Consider the following 24,705-nt stretch of genomic DNA (forward strand, 5'->3'; position numbering starts at 1 on the left):
CTTGCAACGTGATTATGACGGGGGTTGTTATGTCTAAAATCTACACTGGTGGGTGTCTGTGTGGTTCTATCCGCTTCACTGCCAGTAGCCCTAATAATTCCCATACCTGTTCCTGCAATATATGCCAGAAACATACTGGCGCACCGACCGTCGTCTGGATTGAGTTTGATGCGGAAAATGTTGAATGGACGGGAAAAGCCGGAAGACCAACAATCTGGCGCTCATCAGAGACAGCCAGTCGAGCCTTTTGCCCCCAGTGCGGCAGTTCTGTGGGCGCTATTGATGACGCCCCGGTAATTGCGCTTTTAGCCGGGGCTTTTGACGATCCTAACGATGAAGACCTGGCGCCAGAGTTTCATTCGTTCTACGAGATACGGCCGATCTGGTGGCAAAACGAGCGCAACTAGGTTAATTGGTAATGCTTATCCGGCATGTGCTTTGCTGGCACATTTGTTTCATCATTCATTTGCAGCAAATCGATTTCGATTGCATTGCAAATCGCATCCAGCGGCAGATCGTTGTTCTCAGTGCCAAATGGATCTTCAAGCTCTTCGGCAAGCGTGTCGAGCGAAATAAAAGTATAGGAAATAAGCACTGAAATAAACGGTGTCATGTAGTGCAGATCGACCACCAATGCGAATGGCAACATGATACAAAACAGGTACACAGTACGATGAAGGATCAAGGTATAAGCAAACGGCACCGGGGTATTAGCAATCCGCTCACAACCGGCCAGTACTGCAGACATATCATTTAACCTATTGTTTAAACTGTGAAATAATATGTCAGACAGTTGACCATTACGTCTGCGTACGGCCAACCACTCGCCCATCAGCAACAAGATGCGGTTTGCCGGTGATTGTGAGGCAAATACCGTCTGTATATCTTTCTCGCTCAGGTACTTCGCTAACGGCTCTGCCTGAGGCTGTCGGCGTAAAGTCATGCGTAAACAGTGGGCAAATGCGATTTGCAGATGAACAAAATCCCTCAGATCAGCGTCGTCCGGTAAGGTGGTTTTAACCTCTCGCAGTAATGAGCGGGAAGTTATCATCAACTGCCCCCACAGGTGTCGAGCCTCAACGTAACGTGAATAGCAGGCGTTATTGCGAAATCCCAGAAAAATAGCTATCGCCACGCCGAGAATGCTGAACGGTGCCAGGGTAAATTTGATACCCAGCATCGTATACCATGGCAGGATGATAATAACCACAATAGAAAGAAGGAAATTAAGAAGCAGCCGGGTAAAGATTTTTGATAATACGGAGCCATGCCAGACAAAAATCAGGCGTATCCAGTGTTGTTGAGGTCTAACGATCATGGTTATCTTAGAAATGGTTGGAAGCCAACGCATTAAACTTGATTGTGATCAATGTTGCAAGCCTCTGACCTCACCAGCTTCTTCCCTGCTAAAAACTTAGTCAACTCCGTAGTTACGGAACGGTGTTTTTTGAAAGTGTTTATTGTATGTTGTAACTAAATAAGATTTATCATTATCATTCGGAAAATACCTCACATTCGAAACAGATAACGTATGCTAACTTTATATTGAATGACCGGACGGGTATTGTATCTTCAGTTTCTTAGTGGGCATTACAGTCATTCATTGGGATATAAATTACATAAAATCAGAGAATAAATTATGTACATTAAAGAATGGCTCGCGAATCAGACGCATGTTGCCACCTCCGTTTTTCATCTCGGTAGGTACTGCGACGACTGGAAAGCATCAACATACCCAACCGGTATGCCCAGTTTTCATTTGGTGCTGGAAGGGCAATGCTGGCTTCGCTTCACCGATCGTAACACTGTCGTAAACCTGTCCGAAGGTGATATTGTATTCTTTTTCTTTAATATGCCATTTTATTTAGTCTCTTCTCCCGAGGCGAATACCGAGAATATTCCAAAAAAATCGATGTATTCCATCAGTGAACCTAAAGATGGCGATACCGCCCTTCTGTGCGGTTTTTTGCACCCAAAAACCATACAGGGCGAAATTCTTTTTGCTCTACTGCCGGAATTCATGATAATCAAAAAAGATGATACATCCAGCCAGAAAATAAGCCAACTGGTTGCTATTTTACAGCTGGAATGTTCAGTCTCACAGTCAGGGTGCGAACTGGCTCTCGCACGACTCACCGATCTTTTATTGGTTTACATTGTTGAGCAAATTGTTGATGAACATCTTGTCGATATAAAACTGTTGGATATTTCACAACACGCCCCCTTCTCTGATCTTTTATTGCAGATTATGCATAACCCTACACTCGACTGGTCAATTGATATGATGGCCGGTAAAGTAAATATGAGTCGCTCAACCTTTATCAGAAAGATAGATGATATATGCGGTTATACTCCTAATGAGCTGGTAACCCGACTGCGTATTAACATCGCCATTAACTTATTGCGCAGAGGCTACAAAGTTGAAGAAGTAACATCACGCGTGGGCTATGAGTCATTATCCGGATTTAATAAAGCCTTTCGAAAAATCACGTCGAATACACCCGCTGATTTTTGGAAAGTACGTTAGTTATCAATGCAAAGCTACTCTGCCATACCGTGCATGTCATGCTGTTCATAACGTAGGTATAGTGAAAACGGATGGCTCAATAACCCACTAAACTTTTTAAGGTTGAGCAATAACATAATATTATATTTGTGGCTAAAGAGCGTTTTTATGGCAATATTCAAGTCATCCGTAATCACACGCTGACTCTTATGCAATAATGTCATTGTTATGATATGATGTTGTCTTCTGGTTAAATATATTTTAGGTTGCCATTCATAGAACCGACCATGAACAACCAATTCTCTTAAATCTTGTACCTGAATTGCTCGTGGGATAAACCTAACCTTCATTCCAGGAAAGCATTTTTTAATCCCAAAAGGTGACATAATATACATGCGTTCAGGTTCAATCAACGCAATCCTCTCGGCCAATGGCGTATAAATGACATTATTTTTAAAAGTATCTAATATCACATGAGCATGCCGATGACGTTGCAGACAAATATCTTCTACACAACGGATATGCTCTGTCATATCCGGACCCAAAATACAGGAAATTGAATAAAATAAAAAACGATCCTGAGTAATGACGAGATACACCTTTTTATCCTGTGAAAATTAGCCTGATGGCGCGGTTAAGACGGAGTTAATCCATAATGGGACTTCTGGAATGCGATCAATATCGGTACGCTGAAACAGATGCCCCTGAAGCCAGCAATGCGGGGTCGTCATCAGAGCCATTGTGTGGCCGGTGTGTTCTACTCCCTCCACGATGACATTTCCTGCAAAACGAGTCAGATCGCGGATAACCTTTTCCAGCCATGCCTTATCGCTGACATGGTGTTGCCAGAAAAAAGACTTATCAATCTTCGCCCCACTAAAATATCCCCTGATCAGCAAACCAAAATTGTTATGGCTTCCGGAGCCAACATCATCCAGCCACATTGAGGCATGGGGCCGTAAATGATGCAGTAATCCCCGTTTTTCTTTGTCTGAGGTGGGGAAATGCTCATGTACCTCAAGACGAATAAACGGCATTTTAGCGATCATAGAAAGTACGGCCTTGTCACGAAGAAGCCAAACAGCCGTATCAGCATCCACATTCAGTGAGATAACGATGTGGTGGCGAACCAACCAATTTTGCCAGCAGCTAACACCGTGCAGTTGGCGCACAAAATTTAGCCATTTATACTCCGGCGTGAGAATATCGGTCACATCGTTGTACGAGACCGTATTCCCTTCAGGCGTCGTAAACGATGTCAGCACTTCCATGGCAACCAGACGCCCCGCCATAGTATAAACCGGCTCACAAACATAACGTTGCTTATAGCTGTTTATCATGCTGCGATTACTGGTAATTAATAGTGTAAGTCAGGCTAGTTTTGATCGACCCGCCCTGCACCGAATCGCTGGTTCGGATGATGCGTGCCCCCAACGGAAAACGGACTGAACCACTGCTGTCTCCAACCGTCGGCGTGACAACCATACTGCCCGCGAGATTCTGCGCAACGTAGGTTCCTGATTGTTTCGAGGCGAGCTGTACGCCAAATCCTGATGCGGTGGCCGTATTATCCAGAGCGACAATTCCATTTACGGAATCAATAGCGGAGGTGTTCGGTGTCAGCGTCATAGTAAGTTTGTTGGGCGCAATACTGCCTGACTGGGATACGCTGCCAGAATTAAAGCCTTGAATATTGTACTGGGTATAGCTTCCATTACTGTTATTACCCAGGAATGTAGAACACCCGGTCAATGTCACTGGCGTATCAACCCACACACTGGCGTCACCCTGATTTCGTAAGAGTGTGGTGTTAGTCGTTCCCAGATCCCAATTAAAGTTGGGCGTCGTACACGTTGGCGTTTGCAGCGTAAAACCGCCGGTAATCGTATGCCATGCCACTCGAGTCGGATTATTGTCGGCATCTATAGCATCAATTCTCACTTGCGGAAAAAGTGCGCTATTCACTGTTCCGGCAGTAATTGGCCCCATTTTGACCAGCTCAATAGTGAACACTAACCAGCCATCAGGACTGTAAGTACCCATCCAGGTAGTATTAAACGGATAATATTTATTCTCATAAGGGTTACGAAAACGCACCCCTAATCCATTAATCCCCGTTTGATAGATGTTGCTTTGACCGGGGTATAGCGTGCCTCCTGAAAGACTCATGCGCGAATAGGCACCAGAATTAGTACAAGTCACAGGAACAGCCGCATAGCCACGAACCTGCTGTACGCGGATATTACTCCCTACTGGAAAATCCTCTCCGGCACTAAACGTTGCAGCCTGGAGTGGAACCTGAACGGTATACTGCTGATTTCCAGTCGAGCAGACGGCAAGGCTATGGCCAGCAAATAACAGCCCGCTCGTCGCAACGAACAACTGAACTATCCGCAGATGTATTTTGGAACGAATCAAACTGAACATGTATTCTCCATGATCGTAAATCAAAGCGGCTGTTGTCTTAGCGTCCGCACGAATAGGTTATCTGCTGCATCGCTTTCGCTTCATCCGTCACGCTGAACGGCATAATGCAGGTACTGGCTTTGCCTGTTACATCATGGGTGGCAAACAGCTGGCCTGTTTTTGTATTTACCCGGGCGTAGACCATTCCACCTTGCCCTACCATGCCGACGGTATTGCCCTGACTATCCGTTACCGTCGCGCCGAAGGATAAACTTACTTCTGGTCGCGCTGGCGTCAGCAGTAGGGCATAGCCTTGATGCGTGGCAAATTCCGCCACCACTACCGCACCTGCGCGCGGCACCACATTTTGAGTGGTATTTTCGAGTTCAACCTGGTGAGACAGATTTTTCGGATCGAGGCTGACCGAATTTCGCTGATAAGGCATTGAGGCAGGCATGACAGCATTGCCCCAGCGGTCCAATTTTAATCCCGGATAACTCAGCACTTCCGCACCTGCAGCACCTGGGGCATTCACTACCACCCAGGTGTCACTGGTATAAGGCGTAAAGGTTACTCCGTGTGGATGCGCCACTATCGAACCTGACAACCCACCAGACAAGGTATGGTTATCCCGACCTACACCTACAGACGCATTGACGGATGTCCATGGTGAAAGGTACTGACCGCTTACGCTACCGGTACTGCCACTTTGTTCACTGTGGGTTCCCGAAACGCCCCAGCTCATCTGCTGCTTATCTCCGGCAGTTCCGGCCAGCGCTACCTGCTCAGCCAGGCCACCGTTATCATGGGAAACCGAACTACTAAACGTGACAGGGCGCTCCTCACCCAGCGGCAAACTGAAGGAAACCAGCCAACTGGTTTCCATGTTTCCCTCTGGGGCACGGTTACGCGTAGCGGTCAGGGTATAACTCAATCGTTTCCAGCGGTTTGAGTAACCAAACTGGTATTGCATGTCGTTCCCATTGCGATTCCAGTAATTCTGCGAAAGCCCGGTGGCAGAGAATGTCCCCCAACCTTCCGCCAACCCCTGACTTAACGTCAGGCTGTATCGGTTTTTGGTCCGGTACAGTAACCCGGCATAAATCGCATCCCCTTTCTGCAAGTTCTGGTATTCCATGGCCTGAGCAAAATCCAGATAATCACGCGTGGAGAAACGATATGCGGCCAGCGCAATATTGCTCTGCGTGTCAGAAATGAGTTTGTTGTAGGTAATGCGATAACTTTGCCCGCTCAGTTTGTCTCTGCTCGTGGAGGTCATAGCCTGGGTCACATCCAGCGCCACGGCACCCAGCGGGGTCGATACCGCGCTGCCGGCCTGATACGCCTGATAGCCATCGCTAAATTGGGTTCCACCATATAACGTCAAGAAGTTAGTAATACCCTGCTGCCAGGTCGCCTGATAAAAAGGCTGACCGTCACGCCCATTCGACTGACGGTATTTTCCTGCCACCGCTTCATAACGCGATGCGCCAGGACGCAACAAATCTGCTACCGAGGCGTAAGGCACAAGGAATGTGCTTTCACTACCGTCCGCTTCGCGTACGGTCACGCTGAGGTCGCCACCATAACCGGTAGGATAAAGATCGTTAATAACAAAAGCCCCTGCCGGAACGGTAGTTTCATAAATCACATTCCCGCTCTGCCGTACGGTGACGCGCGCATGGCTGCGGGCGATACCGCGGATTTCAGGTGCATAACCGCGCTGTGATTCAGGCAACATTTGATCATCGCTGAATAGCGAGACGCCGGTATATGACAACGAATCAAAAAGACGTCCTGAGGTATTAGCTTCACCCACCAGGAAACGACCGCGAACAGAGCTGACATCATGCTGGAGGTAAGTATTAATGCTTTGATAACGATTGCCGCTTCCGGTCTGATTGGTCAGGCTACCGTTATGTCGCAGATACCAGCCTCCAACGTTAAGCCCGCTGTTCAGACTCAAATACTGTGAGTTAAACGTTTCACCGCCAGACGATGATTGATAGGCACTGGCGTTGTAACCCATAAATGCCGCCAGACTGCCATCCTGCCAGAGCGATGGCGACACGGTACCGCGCGCCGTTTTCGCGAGATCCTGCTGGGGTACGGCAATAACCAGCTTTTGCTCGCTGTTATTCCATGTGAGTTTTGCTGATGGGATCACCTGCTCTACGGGCACGCAGTTGCCGCGGGTCAGCTTATCCGTGTCGTGCAAAGCGGACGGCATAATATTCAGGTGAGCCAGCAACTCTGGAGTCATGCAGGCAACAACCGTCCCTTGAGACGTTTTATTGAATGTCATTTTCTGCGTTGTCACCAACTCATCATTTAGCCAGATATCCGCTAAATACTCTCCCGCCGGCAAGTTGTTCCCCTGCCTGAACTGCTGCAGGTCGATACCCGCTGTATACGCGCTGTCAAGAAATGTGATGTTGAACTCAACGTCATCGTCTGGCGCTGCCTTTGCCATAACAGGTATGATCAGTAATGACGCATATATCCAGGCAACGGGCTGCCCTGCCGACAGCATTTCAGCAAGATAAGTTTTACGCATGAGTATCCCCTGGTATTACAACCGGTTTACAGGTTCTGTAACCGATGAGCCGTAATCGTTAATCGCTTCCACGGTAAGGCCATCCGCCACTACACCAGAGGGAAGCGTCAGATCGAGACTGCCGTGCGGTGCCAGCATATCGGCGGGGATCGTTGTTTTTTTGCCTGCGTGCGTCGCGGTTACAGCCACGGCAGAAACGTAGTACGCCGTCGGATTACTCAGGATGATATGATTACCCTGCGCCTGCCAGCGCAGCTGCGCGATTGCCGTACGAGCGCCTTTGTCGTCAAGTGTGACAGGGCGATAAAACAGCTTGATCCGTGATCGAAAGGCCACCTGCACCTGATTTGTCCCTTTCTCACCTACAGGCGGGATTTCCAGCACGTTTAACCAATAAACGCTCTCTCTGTCGGCGGGCAAAGCAGTCCCGGTATATGACAGGCGTAACGTTTGTCCTGCGTCGGCATTCACCCGCGTCAATGGAGGAGTCAGCACAAAAGGAGTGCGCATTGCGTCAGGTTTAATTTCTGGATTACCGTCATCGGTCCAGCTTTGCAGCAATACCGGATATTTTCCTGGATTCGTAATTTGCACGCTGATATCTTTTTCCGCAGCATGATAAATGACTCGGGTGGTATTGATTTGAATACTGGCATACGTCGCTGGTATTCCCGTAGCCAGTAAAAGCGCTGTAGCAGAAAAGAATCGGTGCAGTTTCATAGTATTATTGCCTTTAAAACAGAATATTTAACGATATGCTCTTTATTTTTATAAAATCCGGAGAGGAAGGTTCGACATAAAACCTTCCACTCCGGCTTGTTACGAAGTAAGAAAATTACTGGAGTTTATAGAACACTTTGAAAATGTTTATCTATATTATTCGGAGAAATACTTTTACCAAATTTTCTTAAGTAATATTCTGATATCAGTTATAGATCAACGAATACGTTACGCTAGACGCAACCGCACCAGCAGTAGCTGCCCCCGTTGCATAATAGCGTACGGCATATGGCAGAGTTGCATTACCACCACTAATAGGCACGTAGTTACCCGTGTTCTGCGCAATGTCGCCAGCCTTAATTGGCGTATTCCCGGAACCGTCAACAAGCTCCAGCACAACATTGGACGCACCTGTTGTATTGGTATTAACAAGACGACCATTACTGTCTACATTTGCTCCTCTTTCAAAAAAGGCCTTAACAGTGCCCGCGCCTGCTGGGTTAGTCGACGCACACCCAGTGACATCCATTTTAAAAGATGTCTGACCCGCGACATTACCTGCGGTACCTAAAATATTTGCCTGAACAGTTGGCAGCGTCACAGCCGCCGCAGTACTACCTGTTGCGCCATTAATCGTAGCACTACAGGTCTGGTTATTTACCGCACCGGTAAAATTAATAGTACCATTTCCGGCTGCCTGAACAGCAGAGACAGCAAATACGCTGCTGAATGCAACGATAGCGGCGATTTTTTTCATTATGTTGTTCCTGATAAAAATATAACGAGTTGTTGTGCATTTCAAAAAGAACAGAGTCTCTCTGAGAAGCTGAATCGATTATCAACAGGCTCAAAATTAAATCAACAACTATTTAATCAACGAAAAAAACTGAAAACATAATTATTTCCTAAGATTTCCTCACTGATAATAACTTACGCGACAAATATCTCATCAAAAATTTCAATCGGTATCGTTTAATGAAATTTTTGTAATCCCCACCCACTAAAAGCCTTCATTTTTTCATGGTTTTTATATAGCTTTATTTATAACTTTTTTTACAGATTGGATCAAAAATGTTATATGCAGAAACAGGTAAAATGCACTTAGTTTTATATGTCGTTAGAGATAATGATGGTGATAATACCCATGGGGACTACTTTCATCATGATGCTATTATGGTGTGTGGTGTAATTCTATAGTTTTATAATTAAAAAAAGTATAGTTTGCACGGGTGAACTACGGAAAAAACATAATTTGTATTACAAAATAAAATAGCTCAGGGAGAGTAACCTCTCCCTGAATTAAACACCTTTGCGGCCTGCTAAAATAAAAAGCTTATAAATGAATATTAAGCATTTTTTAGCACAGTGGTTTCACGGCTTCACGCATACCTTTTGCCAGGATGGCATCCAGATCGGCAGAAACCTGCTCCACCAGCCCAGAAACCTGGGTCAGGTCTTGCTCCCAATGTTCTTTGACCGCCAGTACAGAACGCACCAACGCCTCAGTACTTATCTGGCGATCGCGATGTTGGCTCCACAGTTGTTGGAAACGTTCAATCCAGTGCGCATCATCCTGGACCGGATAAGACTCACCGTTACGCTCCCCGCGGTAGAACGCAATCAACGCCGCCAGCGCAAACGTCAGACGTGCGGGCAATTGACCGCTGGCCTGTTGCCCGGCCAGCAGTTGCGGCAATATGCGGGTACGGAATTTAGTCATGCCGTTCAGGGCAATCGACAACAACTGATGCTTGATGTACGGGTTGCAGAAACGCCCCGTCACCGCACTGGCAAAGGACGCCAGCTCATCGCGCGGTAAATCCAGTACCGGAATGATTTCTTCATAAATGGCTTTTTCAACAAAGGCACAAATTTCCGCATCATTCATTGCTTCACCCACGGTGTCGAGCCCTGCCTGCCAGGCAACAGGAACCAGTGCGGTGTGTGCGCCATTGAGAATCGCCACTTTCCGTTCTTTATACGGTTTGATGTCATCAACAATCAGAACGTTGAGCGGATATTTATCCAGACGCAGTTCCGCAGCTAATGACTTCGGTCCCTGAATAACAAACAGATAGAAGTGTTCTGCCGTATCAAGAAATGCATCGTGGTAACCCAACTCAGCTTCAAGTTTCGCCACCTCGTCACGCGGATAACCGGTAACAATGCGGTCCACCAGCGTGGAACAAAATGCGTTGGCCTGATCCAGCCACTGAATAAACGCCTCCGGTAGCATCCACTCCTGAGCGTAACGCAGAACCAGTTCGCGCAGCGCATCACCATTGTAATCAATCAGTTCGCACGGAATGATAATCCAGCCTTTATCTGACGCGCCATTAAAATGGCGGAAGCGTTCGAACAGCAGTCGGGTCAGTTTAGCCGGATAGCTTACTGCTGGCGCATCCTCAAACTTGTCGCCCGCGTGATAGCTAATGCCTGCTTCAGTGGTGTTAGAAAACACAAAACGGATATCCGGATTATGCGCCAGCATCAGGAACTCATCGTATTCGCTATAGACGCTGATTTCGCGGTTAACCGAACGAATCAAACGGGCATCGCTCACGGCTTCGCCCTGCTCATTCAAACCACGAATGATGGTGGTATAGAGACCATCCTGGGTACTCAGCGATGGCGGGAAAGTACTTTCGATAGGACGAACAATGACCACACCGGCGTTCAGATCGGTATGTTCATTCAGCAAATCTACCTGCCAGTCAACAAAAGCGCGCAGGAAGTTACCTTCACCAAACTGAATAATGCGTTCAGGATACTGAGCACCGGGGAAATCGCGACGATTTAGTGTTTGCACAATGGGTTCCCTTTTTAATTAGTCATACAACCTGATTTAATTGGTACAATAGGTTATCAAACTTTAATACATTGAAACCCTGTTTTGATCAATCCCCAGCAACAAATTAGAGGTATTTATAGAAAAGTGTGGTCCCGGTCAGCGTCCCGTCTGGCATTTTGGCATAATCGGGTATCACCCCTACTTTTTGCCATCCGCAATTGTGGTAGAACAACTCAGCGCCACTGCCCGTCGCTGTATCGAGCACCAGCAACGTTTTACCTTGCTCACGTGCGCAGCTTTCCAGTTCGCTCATCAATTTTCTGGCAACGCCGCCCCGCCGTGCCGAGGTGTGCACCAGCAGTTTAGCGACGTCCGCACGATGAGGCTGATTTTCGGGTTGATTGAGAATAAGCTGGACGGCACCGACAAGCGCCCCCTGAGCGTCCTCCGCGCCCAGAACAATCCTTTCACCACGAGTAACACTTTGTGCGACGTTCAACCAGAATGGCCGTGATTTATCACGATTAAAAGGTGACATAAAGCTAACGGAAGCGCCGTTATTGACGCATGTTTCAAGGATATCGCTGAGCTCGTCGACTCTCGACAGAATCTGTGCCGCGCTCAGCACAAAGCAGGGGGTAGAGGAAGCCATTTTTTCTCCTTAGATTGACGCCTTCATACTGCTTTTAACAAAAGCACAACACAAGGAGTCGTATCATAGGATTATGTTATCTATGGCTTATTCATTTGGAGCACTAACCAGTGATAAATCACCATAACAACGTAACGTTGTTGTTCGTTGCTTAACGCCACACCCTGAGGGATATCATGCCATTTCGCCAGGCATCCCCGACAGCAGGTTGCCGTGGCATGCTGAGCGATAAATACCGGATGTCCGCGCATGGGGGTCTGTTTGCCATCATTGGCAGGAAACGCCGGAGCCAGTCGTTTAGCAATAAAATCCACAGCGTGTTGTTCAATAACCGGCGCACCTTTATCCAGACAATATTGTCTCTCTTTGTGACCAAGACGAAAGCGCGAGCGGAACGTTGATTTCGCCAGCCGTGCAAAAAGAGGATCGAGCCTATTCATCAGTAAACCGAGCGCCCCAGCTGTTGCGTTAATTGCTCCAGCATCGCGATGCCGGCCAGTGAGTTTCCCGCCGGATCTAACTCAGGACTCCAGACGGCAATCGCCATCTCGTGGGGAACGATAGCCACAATACCGCCACCGACGCCAGATTTCGCCGGTAAGCCAACCCGCCAGGCAAATTCCCCTGCGTTCTGATACATGCCACTTGTCGCCATCAACGCGTTGATCTGCCGGGCCTGCATGGGTGTAACCACCGGCTCCGTAAGATGAAAAGCATGCCCTTGATTTGCCAGAAAGACGAATGTACGCGCCAGTTCCACACAGCTCATTTTCAGGGCGCAGTAGTGAAAATAATTTTGCAATACGGTGGTCACGTCATGATGGAAATTGCCAAAGGACTTCATTAGCCAGGCGATAGCCGCGTTACGTGCTGAATGCTCAAACTCAGAGCGCGCCACCGTCGCATCATAGGCGATATCCGACACGCCGCTTAATGCCCGTACCACTTCCAGCATCCGTTGACGCGGTGCGCTCAGACGCCCTTGCAGCATATCGCAAACCACCAGCGCCCCTGCATTGATGAAGGGATTACGTGGGATCCCCTGCTCCATTTCCAGCTGCACCAGGGAGTTAAAAGGATGACCGGAAGGATCTTTACCGACGCGTTGCCAAATCTCATCTTCCTGATAGTGACGCATCGCCACGACCAGACTGAGCACCTTTGAAATTGACTGAATAGAAAAGCGCTCTTGCGCATCCCCCGCCTGGTAGTGCTCTCCATCAACGGTGCAAATGGCAATACCCAGTTTTGAACCGTCAACGGAGGCTAACGCAGGAATGTAATCAGCGACTTTACCTTGACCAATCAGCGGACGAACCTGCTGCACAATGGTCTCTAAAATTGAATTGTTCATGGCCCTGGCCACAACATGCTCCTTGCTCGCAGGTATGAAAGGCCTGCGAGTATAACAGAGCTGAATACGCAGCGTCAGGCCGGAAGGCGGAATCTGGCTATAGCCTGCATAAGCTGGTGAGATTCATAATATACAATTTCGAAAGGTGCCCCCGACGGAGGCACCACACCATCAGAGGCGGTTTTTCCAGACAGTTTGCACGTTACAGAACTCATGCAGACCAAAGTGTGAAAGCTCGCGGCCAAACCCACTTTTCTTAACGCCACCAAACGCAACGCGGGCATCGCTGGCGCTGTAGCCATTGATGAATACGCCCCCACATTCCAGGCGTGCCGCCATCTTCTGAGCCAACGCTTCATCCGCCGTGAATACCGTGGCTGATAAACCGAAATCACTGTCATTAGCCAGTGCTAAGGCATGTTCCGCATTCTTTGCCACGGTAATCGCCGCGACCGGACCAAACAACTCCTGACGGAACGCCGTCATCTCCGGGGTGACATTACCCAGTACCGTCACGGCATAATAGTTGCCCTTACCGGCAATTTTTTCCCCGCCGAGAAGCAACCGCGCCCCTTCAGCAAGGGAGGCTTCGACCTGCTGGTGCAACTCATCACGCAGATCAAATCGCGCCATCGGACCCAGATCGTTTTCTTCGTTTAACGGATCGCCCATTTTCAGCGCGCTCGCGGCCGCCACAAAGCGTGAGGTAAATTCTGCCGCAATCCCTTCTTCGATTATAAAACGCTTGGCTGCCGCACAAACCTGCCCGGTATTTTGATAACGTCCGGCAACCGCCGCTCTAACGGCCAGCTCGAGGTCGGCATCATTAAGGACAATAAACGGATCGGAACCACCCAGTTCAAGCACGCATTTTTTCAGCGCTGCGCCCGCCTGAGCACCAATCGCCGCACCAGCACGAACGCTGCCCGTCACCGTTACGGCTGCGATACGTGGGTCATTGATCATCTGACTCACCCCGGCGTTATCGGCATTCACCCAACCGTACACACCTGCAGGTACGCCGGCATCAGCCAAAACCTGCGCGATAATCGCAGCACAGCCGGTTACGTTAGGCGCATGTTTTAACAGATAGCCATTTCCGGCCAACAGAATTGGAATGGCGCCACGCAGTACCTGCCAGAGTGGGAAGTTCCACGGCATGACCGCCAGAATGGTTCCTACGGGGCGATACTCAATCACCGCCTGATTGTTTTCCACCAGCGTGGGTTCCGGATTGAGCATCTCCGGTCCATGTTCGGCGTACCAGTCACACAATGCGGCTGATTTGGCCACTTCAGCACGCGCCTGCTTGATGGGTTTCCCCATTTCACGTGAGATACACTGCGCCATCTCTTCCGCGCGATTACGCAGAGCCTGCCCGATATCACGCAGCGTTTGCGCACGGTGCTCAACGGAAGTGTGTTTCCATTCGCTGTAACCATTCGCGGCAAGGGTCAGTGCATGAGTAATCTCTTCCGCGCTGGCCCACGGCATCGCCGTTAACATTTCGCCATTAGCAGGATTGACAGAAATCGCATGTGTTGCTGCAGTGATAGTCATAGTTGCCTCTCTTTATCGCAGGGTATGGTTATATCATGCGCATATTTACTCTTTCTGAAAAATGAATAATATTAACCACTCCATTCACGAATAGAGAATATTATGGACCTGACGCAACTGGAAATGTTCAATGCCGTCGCGGAGACGGGCAGTATTACCCAGGCTGCCGCGAAGGTGCATCGTGTGCCATCCAACCTCACCACCCGCATCCGCCAGCTTGAGGCCGACCTTGGCGTCGATCTGTTTATTCGTGAAAACCAGCGTCTGCGGCTTTCCCCGTCCGGCCACAACTTTTTACGCTATAGCCAGCGGATCCTCGCACTGGTTGATGAAGCGAGAATGGTTGTCGCCGGGGATGAACCGCAGGGATTGTTTTCACTTGGCTCGTTGGAAAGCACCGCTGCCGTGCGCATTCCTGCGACGCTGGCTGAATATAATCAGCGTTATCCCAAAATTCAGTTTGCGCTGGCGACCGGTCCTTCAGGCACAATGCTGGATGGTGTGCTCGACGGGACGCTGAACGCTGCCTTTGTTGACGGACCGATTACCCACCCAGGCCTTGAAGGAATGCCGGTCTACCGTGAAGAGATGATGATTGTCACTCCGTACGGTCATCCTCCCATCCAGCGGGCCAGCGACGTTAACGGGTGCAGTATTTACGCCTTTCGGGCCAACTGTTCCTACCGCCGCCATTTTGAAAGCTGGTTTCATGCCGATCGCGCCATGCCCGGCACTATTCATGAAATGGAGTCGTATCACGGGATGCTGGCCTGTGTGATTGCCGGCGCGGGGATCGCGCTGATCCCACGCTCGATGCTGGAGAGTATGCCAGGACATCATCAGGTCAACGCCTGGGCGCTAAGCGAAAACTGGCGCTGGCTGAATACGTGGCTGGTATGGCGCAGAGGCGCAATGACGAGGCAACTGGAAGCGTTTATTGAGGTATTGAACCCCCAGTTGTCGCAGACCAGGGATTAACTGGCAATAGTCAGTTGGCAGGGTAGCTGTTCCAGTTGCTCGCGCACGTCTTCATTGAGATGCGCATCGGTCACGATATCCGTCAACGCATCCAGATGTGTAACGTTAAACAGTGACCATGCGCCGTATTTCGAACTGTCCGCCAGCAGTACCCGACGTTTGGCATTAGCAATCAGGTCGCTTTTCAATCCGGCCTTCTCTTCAGTCGGCGCGGTGATCCCTCGCGTTATGTCCCAACCGTTGCAGCTCAAAAACGCGATATCTGGCCAGACGTTCTGCAGCAGTTTACGTCCATGTTCACCGATGCAGGACTGGCTGGAATCATCGATACGTCCGCCAATAATGGTCACTTCAATTTGTTTAAACTCAGAGAAGAAAAGCGCAATGTGCAGATCGCTGGTGATAACCCGCAGCGGCAGATGGGTGAGCTGACGAGCCAGCTCAATCATTGTCGTCCCCGCGTCGAGAACAATAGCATCACCGGCTTTCACCAGGTTTGCCGCCGCACAGGCGATAGCCTGCTTTTCCAGCAGACTACGCTGCATTTTCTCATGCGTGGTAGGTTGTGAAGGAATAAACCGGTTAAGCGTGACGCCTCCGTGGGTACGGCTGATGACACCTTCCTGGTCAAGCTTGATCAGATCGCGACGAATGGTCGCCGGAGAGGCCTGAGTCACAGCGACGAGCTGTTCAACTGTCGCCAGATTATGCCCTTTCAGATAATCCATAATCTGTTCTAACCGATTATATCCCTTCATTTTATTCCCGCGTAATTTGCATTGCTAACTGGATAGACACCGCCATGCTCTCAGACTTGGCTTTTCCTGTCCAGGCAATATCAAACGCCGTACCGTGGTCCGCAGAGGTGCGAATAAACGGCAATCCGGCGGTGATATTCACCCCATCATAAAATCCCAACAATTTTAGCGGAATATGGCCCTGATCGTGATACATCGCCACCACCATGTCGTACATACCTTCGTGGCACTGCATAAATACCGTATCCGGTGGACAGGGTCCCGTAACATTTACCCCTTCCGCTTGCATTGCACGCACCGCAGGACCGACAATCGTTATCTCTTCCTCGCCAAACAGGCCATTTTCGCCGGCATGGGGGTTGACGCCAGCAACCGCAATACGTGGATTATCGAACCCTACCCGACGCAGGAAATCATTCGCCACCTGAATGACCGTTTTTACACGTTGCTCGCTGAGCGTATCAAGAAATTTGCGCAACGCGATGTGGGTGGTAACGTGAATGACTTTAAGCTGATCGGTATAAAGTACCATCGCGTAGTCTTTGCTGTTGGTCAGTTGTGCCAGCAGTTCGGTATGTCCGGGATAATGATGTCCCGCCAGATGCAACGCTTCTTTATTCAGCGGCGCGGTAGCAATAGCCTTAACTTCACCACTTAGCGCCAGTGCTGTAGCGCGTTTTATGCAGCGATAGGCCAAATCTCCCGCCTGCGCTTGCACCACTCCTGGCTGAAGAGCGGTAGGATCGGCAAGCGGTTCATCAATCACGTTGATAACACCTGGGGCGAATTGCGCCAGGTCTACGCTGTCGATAACCCGAAGTTCCGCTGGCGGTGTGACATTTAATGACTGGATACGACGCAGCGTTTGGGCACATCCCACAACCACAACCGGCGCGCCAGAGAGTTCTCCCTCCACCAGCGATTTAATAATAATCTCAGGTCCAATACCGGCAGGATCGCCCATTGTTACTGCAATAATGTTATTCACTCATGTTCTCCTCGATAAAATTTAAAACCTGACGCAACGTCGTTTCGTCACCGAATCCCCCTGCCTTTGTCATAACCGGGCGTTGCCAGTCGCCACCGACAAAATGACCGTACGGCACGCACTGGGCCACACGGTCGGTAATTCGAAATCCTGTTGCCTTAAGGGCGTCTGCAACCGCCATCGCCACATCGCCACCAGAGAGATACAGCGCGCCTGGCGATACCTCTTGCAAAACCTGGCGGATAAGCTGTCCAAGAAACAGGCAGATTTTTTCACCGAGCTGAACGCGATTCATCTCCATGCGCACGCACAACTGCGGAATATGATGGCGTGCTTCACTGTCGGGACTTGTGTGAACGATGCAGTGTTTACCAGAGGCGAGGATTCCAACAATGCGCTGCACGTACGCTGTTGAACCACCGCTGAAAATATTCTCGATATCGATGAATACCATCCCCACTTGCGGGTTCTGGTACACAGCGGCAACCTGTTGTTGAGCGATTTCACTCATTGATCCCACAACAGCCAGCAAGCGCTGGGAAGAAGGTGCCTGCACATGGCGCGCCAGTGCATCACAGATTCCGGCTGACCCCACCAACAACGGCAGCTCATCCTGCATCAGCGCTTGAGTAACAATCACATCCAGGTCAGCGTCAGTCCGCGCATCCACAACCCAAATCTGCGGCGTCTCAACAACAGGCCCATGCAGGTGCTGCGTGTAGTCATTTAGAGACATCGACCGACACGCAATGGTGGTTTGCGCCTGTATCACTTCACAGATATCAGCACTCATCACCGGTGTTTTAGGATCGCTGGCAAATTCGGTATGCGTTACCGGAACGCCGTGAATCAGGCATTGCCCTTGCTCGGTGGTACGGCCTGCGGCAGGATAAGCAGCCGCTAAAATGGCACGTTTTTTGCCCGTTACTCGCATCAACGCGTCCAGTTCCGCCCCCGGATTACCCCGTAATGTTGAATCGATTTTCTTCAGCCACTGCGTCTGAGGTTCTGCCTGACAGGCAAGAGCCAAATCGCTTACCCTCGCCGCGGCTTGTTGAGCATCCAGTGCCCGGCTATCGCTGTTTATGACCAGTGCATCCGTATCAACGGAATAAGGCACGGTGAACGCAACGTTCACCGTCATTCCCGTCATCGCCAGACTCACTCCCGCATCATTTCCCCCCGTAAAGTCATCAGCAATGACAAGGATCTGGGGTCTTACAACATGTCTACTCATCCATGCTCCGGGTTGTTGAATTTTGATAATGATTATATTCAATCACATTTGATTAAATGTGAGCAAGCTCAAGTTATTCAGTTCCGAGATAAATTATAAATTTAGCCCATGATGAAATCGCTTTTGAAACGAAATGAGCGAATTCAATCACTCACCTACAGGAGAATGTTGTGGCAACAATCAATAGCACCGTGATTAGCGGTTCAAATGCCATCCCCGCGCTGGAACCAATACTGACAGGCAAGCACCAGCTATTGCTGGTGACCGATAGCAATATCGTCAGGCTGGATGCAGTGGCGCAGATCCGCACCTTGCTCAGTAACGATGGCCGCCAGGTCACACTTATTGATAGCGTGCCTGCCGAGCCGGGTCATCATGACGTTGCGGCACTGTTAGAAAGCGTTAAAGGTCTTAACGTAGAGATGGTGATAGGTATTGGTGGTGGCAGCGTACTGGATGTAGCGAAGTTGCTCTCAGTCTTATGTCATCCTGAATCCTCTTCTCTTGACGCCATGCTGGCAGGCGAGAAACCGCTGCACCGCGTAGCTTCAGTGCTGATTCCAGCCACTGCAGGGACGGGTTCTGAAGCAACTCCTAATGCGATTCTGGCGATCCCGGAACAAAACACCAAGGTCGGCATCATTTCTCCGGTGCTATTACCCGATTACGTTGCCCTGTTGCCGGAACTGACGACCAGCATGCCAGCGCATATTGCGTCATCAACCGGAATAGATGCGTTATGTCATCTGATTGAGTGCTTTACAGCCACCATCGCCAATCCGATCAGTGACAATGCGGCGCTCATCGGGTTACAGAAGTTGCTAAAGAACATCGAAACCTCGGTTAATGAACCGAACAATTTGCAGGCTAAACTTGAAATGCTGTGGGCGTCATATTATGGCGGAGTCGCGATTAATCATGCCGGAACACATCTTGTCCATGCACTCTCTTACCCACTCGGAGGTCGCTATCACCTGCCTCATGGTATAGCCAATGCCATTCTGTTAGCCCCTTGCATGAAAGCTATCCGTCCTCATGTGGTCGACAAGTTCGCTCAGGTCTGGGATCTGTTGCCTGATGCCGATCGGACCCTGAGTACCGAAGAAAAATCATTCGCGCTGGTGGAATACTTCTCCGCACTTGTGAAACGACTCAACCTGCCCGATAACCTGGCAACGCTCGGGGTACCACCCACAGATATTTCCACTCTCGCCGATGCCGCGCTCAACGTAAAACGTCTTATTAACAACACCCCCTGTCAGGTAAGCCATGACGATGTTATGGCTATTTATCAAACACTTTTTCCAGAACTGATTACCAAAGGAGTGAATCATGAGTAAGAAAATTTGTGGTGTACTGACGGCAATCGTCACCCCCTTTGACAACGAAGGGGCGCTAAACCTCCACGAGCTCAAAAATCAGGTTAATCGCCAGCTAAACGCCGGCAACGGCATTTTCTGCGGCGGTACGAACGGTGAGTTTTTTGTGCTTAACGAGGAAGAAAAAATAGCAGTGACCCGCACCTGCGTTGAGGAAGTCGCTGGACGGGCAAATGTAGTGGCGCATATCGGTGAAATCTCAACCCGTGAAACCATTCGTCTGGGCAAGCAAATTGAAAAAATGGGCGTCGATGCCGTATCGGTGATTACGCCGTATTTTGTTCCGCTCAAACAGCAGGAACTGATTGCTCATTATACCGCGATTGCCGACGCGCTATCGGTGCCGGTATTTCTCTATAACATTCCGGCACGTACGGGTAACACCATTGAACCAGAAACCGCAAGCGTTCTGGCGGCGCATCCCAACATCATTGGTATCAAAGACAGCGCCGGGAGCTATGAAAGCCTCGAAGGTTTCCTCAACGCCGTCAAAGATATCGAAGGTTTTGATGTGCTAAATGGGCCGGACTCGCTGATTCATCAAGGATTCGTTGACGGTTGTTCAGCCTGTATTTCCGGTTTGGCGAACGTAGCGCCAAAAGAAATTAACGCTATCTGGACACGATTCAAGGCCGGTGATGTTGTCGGATCGCGTGAAGCGCAGGAAAGCGTCACGGGTTTGCGAACCGAGCTCTATAACGTTGCGTTCTCGCCCGCCGCAGTCAAAAAAGCATTGCAAATCATGGGATATGAGGTAGGCGCAAGTCGTTACGCCGTCACGTTTAGTGAGCAACAGGAAAATACTATCCGCCAGATAGTGTCGCATCTCGCCCACTAAAGGATTTCTCAATCGTCACAAGAATACCCGGGAGCCTGGCGCCCCCTGGATTCGTACGCCCTGGAGGGCGGCTAAGATGAACTCATTTACCTCTTCAGACACTCTGATCATTGTAGGGATCGTGATTGCCTATATTATTTTTACAACCTGGCTCACTTTCCGCCTACGCAGTAAAAATGCTGGCGATTTTATGGAAGGCTCGCGTGCCATGCCTGCCTTCATCGTCGGTATTCTCCTTATGTCCGAATATATCGGCGCCAAATCTACCATTGGTACCGCTCAGGCAGCATTTGAAGGCGGAATAGCCGCATCCTGGTCTGTTCTCGGTGCCGCTATAGGTTTTCCTCTGTTCGGTCTGATACTGGTTAAACGTATCTACAATACAGGGAAAATCACTATATCGGGTGCCATTGCCGAGAAATATGGCAACAGCACAAAAAACATTATCTCTATCATCATGATTTACGCCCTGCTGCTGGTAAACGTCGGAAACTACGTCAGCGGCGCCGCGGCGATTTCGACAGTACTGCAGGTCAATTTACCTGTTGCCGCCTTTATAACCGCCATTGTGAGCACCTTCTATTTTGCCTTTGGCGGCATGAAAGGCGTTGCCTGGGTAACGATGCTGCACAGTGCCCTAAAGTACATTGGTCTGTTGATCATTATGGGGTTTGCTCTCTCAAGAACCGGCGGTTTCTCACCGATGATTGAACAAATGCCAGACTTTTACTGGACCTGGGATGGCAACATCGGCGCGGGTACTATCGTCGCATGGCTCATCGGTACCATTGGTTCTATTTTCTGTACACAGTTTGTGATCCAGGCGATTTCATCAACTAAAGATGTCAAATCCGCCCAACGATCAACATGGATCGCCTTCTTCTTTTGTTTACCAATTGCTTTTGCTATCGCCATTATCGGTGTGGCGGCGAAGTTTCTTCACCCAGAAATTAACAGCCTGTATGCAATGCCCATTTTTCTGCAGGATATGGACCCATGGCTGGCCGGCCTTGTGACAACGTCACTTGTAGCCTCTATTTTTGTTAGTGTCAGTACCGTTGCTCTGGCTATCGCCTCACTGGTGGTGAAAGATTTTTATGTGCCAATGCGTAACCCTACCAAGGAACAGGAGTTTAAAGCGACTCGCTGGATCTCCTTGTTCATTGGCTTCCTGCCGCTGATTTTCGTCCTGCTGGTACCGGAAGTATTAAAGCTCTCCTTCTTTACCCGTGCGATCCGACTCTCCATTACCGTCGTCGCCATTATCGCCTTCTATGCGCCGTTCTTTAAAAGTACTCGCGGTGCAAACTGTGCCCTGCTGGGAGCCTGCGTAGTGACATCCGTTTGGTATCTGCTGGGTGACCCGTTCGGTATCAATAATATGTACATCGCCTTGCTGACGCCTGCGGTGATTATGATTCTCGACCGTCTAATCCCTAACAAATCCCAGCAAGCTACTCCCAAACCTGTCGAAAATAATGGAGTCTAAAATGACCGTAACCGTAAATCGCGATGGCATGCTGCGAAAACTCGAACAAGATGAGCGTGTGGTTATTGCCATGCTGCCTTCAGAATGCCCGCAGAATCATGCCGCCAATATTATGCCTCTGCCCGATGGCTCACTGATGTGCGTCTGGTTCGGCGGTACTCAGGAAGGCATCGCAGACATCTCAATCTGGAGCTCACGTCTGCGCCCAGGAAGCGAGCGCTGGAGCCAGGCTGTTAAACTGTCTGATGATCCGGGTCGCTCAGAGCAAAACCCTGTGCTGTTCCTCGCGCCAGATAACGTCTTATGGCTGCTTTGGACCGCCCAGATCTCTGGCAATCAGGACACGGCTATTGTGCGTTATCGTCAATCACATGACCTTGGGGAGAGTTGGGGCGAGACAGGTACCCTGCTGGATAAACCGGGCACCTTTATCCGCCAGCCAATTATGGTGATGGACAATGGCAACTGGCTGCTTCCGGTTTTCTATTGCCGCACACGTACGGGCGAAAAATGGGTCGGTAATGATGATATTAGCGCAGTCAAAATTTCATCCGATCGCGGTAAAACCTGGCGTGATGTGGAAGTTCCGCAAAGTCTTGGCTGCGTTCATATGAATATTACACCGCTGCTGGACGGCTCACTTATCGCCCTGTACCGCAGCCGTTGGGCCGACAATATCTGGTACAGCACGTCCACCGATATGGGTGAAAGCTGGTCGGCACCACAACCAACGACATTACCCAATAATAATTCCTCAATTCAGGTTACTACGCTGGATGATGGCAGGCTCGCGCTGGTATTCAACGCGATGAACGCGACCGGAGCCAGTGAGCGCCGCACATCACTGTATGATGAAATTGACGATGGCGATGATGACCGCATCCAGCCGGTAGTGACATCAGGCCGTTCGGCTTTCTGGGGCGCACCACGCGCACCGATGACCGTCGCCCTCTCTGCCGATGGGGGTAAAACGTGGCCCTGGCAGCGTAATCTTGATGAAGGCGACGGTTATTGCATGACCAACAATTCACAAGAAAAACTCAACCGTGAGTTTTCCTATCCCAGTATTAAACAGGGTGCTGATGGTCAATTGCACATTGCTTATACGTATTTTCGTCAGGCCATTAAATACGTTCGCCTCACTCCGGAATGGATTCAGGAGGATCACTGATGATTATCGGTAATCTTAACGTTCTCGATCTGGCAGGGTTACCCTTCTGTCTGCAGGATATACTGCGCGATCCCCGCTGCCATCTCGCGGCCTTACAGGCACGAGAAGATGGCCGATGGCAGCCTGATAATGTCGACTGGTTTTGTACTCTTGGCCCAGCGCAAACCCAGCAAGCCTCGCAGCGTCATACTGAATACCATCGCCAGTGGGCCGATATACAGGTGGTTTTGACAGGAGAAGAGCGTATCAACGCGGGGGGAAAATCTGCTTTTTTCAACGGTGATGAAGAACGCAAACCCGACCTTTTTATTTCTACACAGGCTGAACTGAATGTCACGATAACGTTACGAGCAGGAGATTTTGCCGTCTTTATGCCTGGTGAAGCGCATCAGGCATTATGTGCGGTCAGCCAGCCAGGAACAGTCCGCAAAGCCGTGTTCAAAGTTCCCCTGTCATCTCCGGAGGTTTAAATGCGTCACGCGATTGTCACCGGAGCCAGCTCCGGGATCGGCGAGGCCATTGTCACTCAGTTGCTCAATGACGGCTGGCAAGTAACAGGTTTGTGCCGCTCCTCCGTCGCACGCAGCGATCCTGCGTTTTGCTGCGTGAATGTGGATCTGAGCGACAACTCATCTTTATGGGACATAATGCCAACGCTCGCCACACCTGACGCTATTATTCATGCCGCAGGTATTATGGCTGCGGCACCGCTGGGGGAATTGAACGCCGACATCAGCCAGCGATTATGGCATTTACATATTGAGGCCGTCGAAACGCTGGTCAATTACTTTGCTCCCCGGATGGTCGCTGGCGGGCGGGTGGTGGCCATCGGAAGTCGAACCTCTCGTGGTGCGGCTGGTCGTTCACAGTATGCGGCAACCAAAGCCGCGTTGGTGGGAATGATCAGAAGCTGGGCCGCAGAACTTGCACCAAAAGGGATTACAGTGAATGTGGTCGCCCCAGGCGCTACGCAAACGCCAATGCTGAAGATGCCTGGCCGTGAAAGTTCTCCTCCCAACGTGCCACCCATTGGCCGCCTGATTAAACCTCAGGAAGTCGCTTCGCTGGTCGCCTGGCTGGTATCAGAAAATGCCGCTGCGGTAACCGGGCAGGAGTTAGTCATATGCGGTGGGGCATCGTTGCGCTAAATCCCCATCCGGGCGAGATACCCTCGCCCGGAATTTCATTAATAATGAAATAGTTAAAAATACGCAGAATGTTCGGCAGCAAATTATGTCATCCAGTCAATGAAATGCGATCTGAATCACAAAATGATTGTATTTTCGCCAGCAAACGTTTTAAGATCGTGCCCTTACCTTTT

Annotated in this window: 24 protein-coding genes; 9 read left to right on the forward strand and 15 right to left on the reverse strand. The window is 49.8% G+C overall.

Going from position 1 to position 24,705, the window contains the following annotated elements; all coding sequences use genetic code 11:
* Positions 1-29 precede the first annotated feature (29 nt).
* Positions 30-407: a GFA family protein gene (locus NMD08_RS13880; protein WP_151225452.1), complete on the forward strand. Its 378-nt coding sequence runs from the start codon at positions 30-32 to the stop codon at positions 405-407.
* Here NMD08_RS13880 and NMD08_RS13885 read toward each other — a convergent pair.
* Positions 404-1,318: a bestrophin family protein gene (locus NMD08_RS13885; protein WP_370618354.1), complete on the reverse strand. Its 915-nt coding sequence runs from the start codon at positions 1,316-1,318 to the stop codon at positions 404-406. The two genes, NMD08_RS13880 and NMD08_RS13885, sit on opposite strands and share 4 nt — an antisense overlap.
* A 321-nt stretch (positions 1,319-1,639) precedes the next feature.
* Here NMD08_RS13885 and NMD08_RS13890 point away from each other — a divergent pair, with 321 nt between their 5' ends.
* Positions 1,640-2,527 (forward strand): AraC family transcriptional regulator, encoded by an 888-nt coding sequence (locus tag NMD08_RS13890; protein WP_187259463.1) that lies wholly within the window; start codon positions 1,640-1,642, stop codon positions 2,525-2,527.
* Between the two features lie 14 nt (positions 2,528-2,541).
* Here the strand turns inward: NMD08_RS13890 and NMD08_RS13895 are convergent, their stop codons facing one another.
* The 11 genes from NMD08_RS13895 to sad all read right to left on the reverse strand — a co-directional run bounded on the left by NMD08_RS13895 (position 2,542) and on the right by sad (position 14,546).
* Positions 2,542-3,105 (reverse strand): hypothetical protein, encoded by a 564-nt coding sequence (locus tag NMD08_RS13895; protein WP_151219187.1) that lies wholly within the window; start codon positions 3,103-3,105, stop codon positions 2,542-2,544.
* Between the two features lie 18 nt (positions 3,106-3,123).
* Positions 3,124-3,846, reverse strand: coding sequence for an EAL domain-containing protein (locus NMD08_RS13900; protein WP_151225449.1), 723 nt, complete (start codon positions 3,844-3,846; stop codon positions 3,124-3,126).
* A gap of 7 nt (positions 3,847-3,853) precedes the next feature.
* Complete coding sequence (locus NMD08_RS13905) at positions 3,854-4,933, reverse strand: fimbrial protein (protein ID WP_370618357.1); 1,080 nt, start codon at positions 4,931-4,933, stop codon at positions 3,854-3,856.
* Between the two features lie 37 nt (positions 4,934-4,970).
* The gene (locus NMD08_RS13910; protein ID WP_370618359.1) at positions 4,971-7,469 is read right to left on the reverse strand and encodes a fimbria/pilus outer membrane usher protein; all 2,499 of its coding nucleotides are present in this window, start codon (positions 7,467-7,469) and stop codon (positions 4,971-4,973) included.
* A 15-nt stretch (positions 7,470-7,484) separates the two neighbouring features.
* Positions 7,485-8,189, reverse strand: coding sequence for a molecular chaperone (locus NMD08_RS13915; RefSeq protein ID WP_053088687.1), 705 nt, complete (start codon positions 8,187-8,189; stop codon positions 7,485-7,487).
* A 205-nt stretch (positions 8,190-8,394) separates the two neighbouring features.
* Positions 8,395-8,946: a fimbrial protein gene (locus tag NMD08_RS13920; RefSeq protein WP_003843639.1), complete on the reverse strand. Its 552-nt coding sequence runs from the start codon at positions 8,944-8,946 to the stop codon at positions 8,395-8,397.
* A 600-nt stretch (positions 8,947-9,546) separates the two neighbouring features.
* Positions 9,547-10,998: a tagaturonate reductase gene (locus NMD08_RS13925; RefSeq protein WP_210905069.1), complete on the reverse strand. Its 1,452-nt coding sequence runs from the start codon at positions 10,996-10,998 to the stop codon at positions 9,547-9,549.
* A 106-nt stretch (positions 10,999-11,104) separates the two neighbouring features.
* Positions 11,105-11,632: a GNAT family N-acetyltransferase gene (locus tag NMD08_RS13930; RefSeq protein ID WP_151219183.1), complete on the reverse strand. Its 528-nt coding sequence runs from the start codon at positions 11,630-11,632 to the stop codon at positions 11,105-11,107.
* An 80-nt stretch (positions 11,633-11,712) separates the two neighbouring features.
* Positions 11,713-12,072 carry a DUF4186 domain-containing protein gene (locus NMD08_RS13935; protein ID WP_151219182.1) on the reverse strand — a complete coding sequence of 120 codons (360 nt, stop codon included), beginning with the start codon at positions 12,070-12,072 and terminating at the stop codon, positions 11,713-11,715.
* On the reverse strand, positions 12,072-12,998 hold the full coding sequence (gene glsB, locus NMD08_RS13940) for a glutaminase B (protein ID WP_370618361.1): 927 nt from the start codon (positions 12,996-12,998) through the stop codon (positions 12,072-12,074). Before glsB ends, NMD08_RS13935 begins: the two co-directional genes overlap by 1 nt.
* A 159-nt stretch (positions 12,999-13,157) precedes the next feature.
* Positions 13,158-14,546 (reverse strand): succinate-semialdehyde dehydrogenase, encoded by a 1,389-nt coding sequence (gene sad / locus NMD08_RS13945; RefSeq protein ID WP_370618363.1) that lies wholly within the window; start codon positions 14,544-14,546, stop codon positions 13,158-13,160.
* 102 nt (positions 14,547-14,648) lie between these two features.
* On the opposite strand from sad, the gene NMD08_RS13950 reads away from it, so the two are divergent.
* Positions 14,649-15,524 carry a LysR family transcriptional regulator gene (locus NMD08_RS13950; RefSeq protein ID WP_151219180.1) on the forward strand — a complete coding sequence of 292 codons (876 nt, stop codon included), beginning with the start codon at positions 14,649-14,651 and terminating at the stop codon, positions 15,522-15,524.
* On the opposite strand, the gene NMD08_RS13955 is transcribed toward NMD08_RS13950, so the two are convergent.
* From NMD08_RS13955 to NMD08_RS13965, 3 genes are read right to left on the reverse strand one after another with little or no spacing between them, the layout of a single operon-like run.
* A complete protein-coding gene (locus NMD08_RS13955; protein ID WP_151219179.1) occupies positions 15,521-16,282 on the reverse strand; it encodes a DeoR/GlpR family DNA-binding transcription regulator in 762 nt (253 codons plus the stop codon). The genes NMD08_RS13950 and NMD08_RS13955 overlap by 4 nt on opposite strands.
* Before the next feature lies 1 nt (position 16,283).
* Positions 16,284-17,270: a D-threonate 4-phosphate dehydrogenase gene (locus NMD08_RS13960; protein WP_151219178.1), complete on the reverse strand. Its 987-nt coding sequence runs from the start codon at positions 17,268-17,270 to the stop codon at positions 16,284-16,286.
* Positions 17,263-18,507: a four-carbon acid sugar kinase family protein gene (locus NMD08_RS13965; protein WP_370618365.1), complete on the reverse strand. Its 1,245-nt coding sequence runs from the start codon at positions 18,505-18,507 to the stop codon at positions 17,263-17,265. The genes NMD08_RS13960 and NMD08_RS13965 overlap by 8 nt, the downstream gene beginning before the upstream one ends.
* A 170-nt stretch (positions 18,508-18,677) precedes the next feature.
* On the opposite strand from NMD08_RS13965, the gene NMD08_RS13970 reads away from it, so the two are divergent.
* The 6 genes from NMD08_RS13970 (at position 18,678) to NMD08_RS13995 (ending at position 24,532) form a co-directional block, all read left to right on the forward strand.
* Complete coding sequence (locus NMD08_RS13970; protein WP_370618367.1) at positions 18,678-19,847, forward strand: iron-containing alcohol dehydrogenase; 1,170 nt, start codon at positions 18,678-18,680, stop codon at positions 19,845-19,847.
* The gene (locus NMD08_RS13975) at positions 19,840-20,724 is read left to right on the forward strand and encodes a dihydrodipicolinate synthase family protein (RefSeq protein WP_370618369.1); all 885 of its coding nucleotides are present in this window, start codon (positions 19,840-19,842) and stop codon (positions 20,722-20,724) included. Before NMD08_RS13970 ends, NMD08_RS13975 begins: the two co-directional genes overlap by 8 nt.
* A 76-nt stretch (positions 20,725-20,800) precedes the next feature.
* Positions 20,801-22,213, forward strand: a complete 1,413-nt coding sequence (locus tag NMD08_RS13980) for a sodium:solute symporter family protein (protein ID WP_151219174.1) — start codon at positions 20,801-20,803, stop codon at positions 22,211-22,213.
* A 1-nt stretch (position 22,214) separates the two neighbouring features.
* Positions 22,215-23,384, forward strand: a complete 1,170-nt coding sequence (locus NMD08_RS13985) for an exo-alpha-sialidase (RefSeq protein WP_151219173.1) — start codon at positions 22,215-22,217, stop codon at positions 23,382-23,384.
* Positions 23,384-23,854: a YhcH/YjgK/YiaL family protein gene (locus NMD08_RS13990; protein ID WP_151219172.1), complete on the forward strand. Its 471-nt coding sequence runs from the start codon at positions 23,384-23,386 to the stop codon at positions 23,852-23,854. Before NMD08_RS13985 ends, NMD08_RS13990 begins: the two co-directional genes overlap by 1 nt.
* Positions 23,855-24,532 (forward strand): SDR family NAD(P)-dependent oxidoreductase, encoded by a 678-nt coding sequence (locus tag NMD08_RS13995; RefSeq protein ID WP_370618371.1) that lies wholly within the window; start codon positions 23,855-23,857, stop codon positions 24,530-24,532. It begins immediately after the preceding gene.
* Positions 24,533-24,705: the final 173 nt, after the last annotated feature.

It is taken from the genome of Citrobacter meridianamericanus (assembly GCF_041320245.1).
In the GTDB taxonomy this organism is placed as follows: Bacteria; Pseudomonadota; Gammaproteobacteria; order Enterobacterales; family Enterobacteriaceae; genus Citrobacter; species Citrobacter meridianamericanus.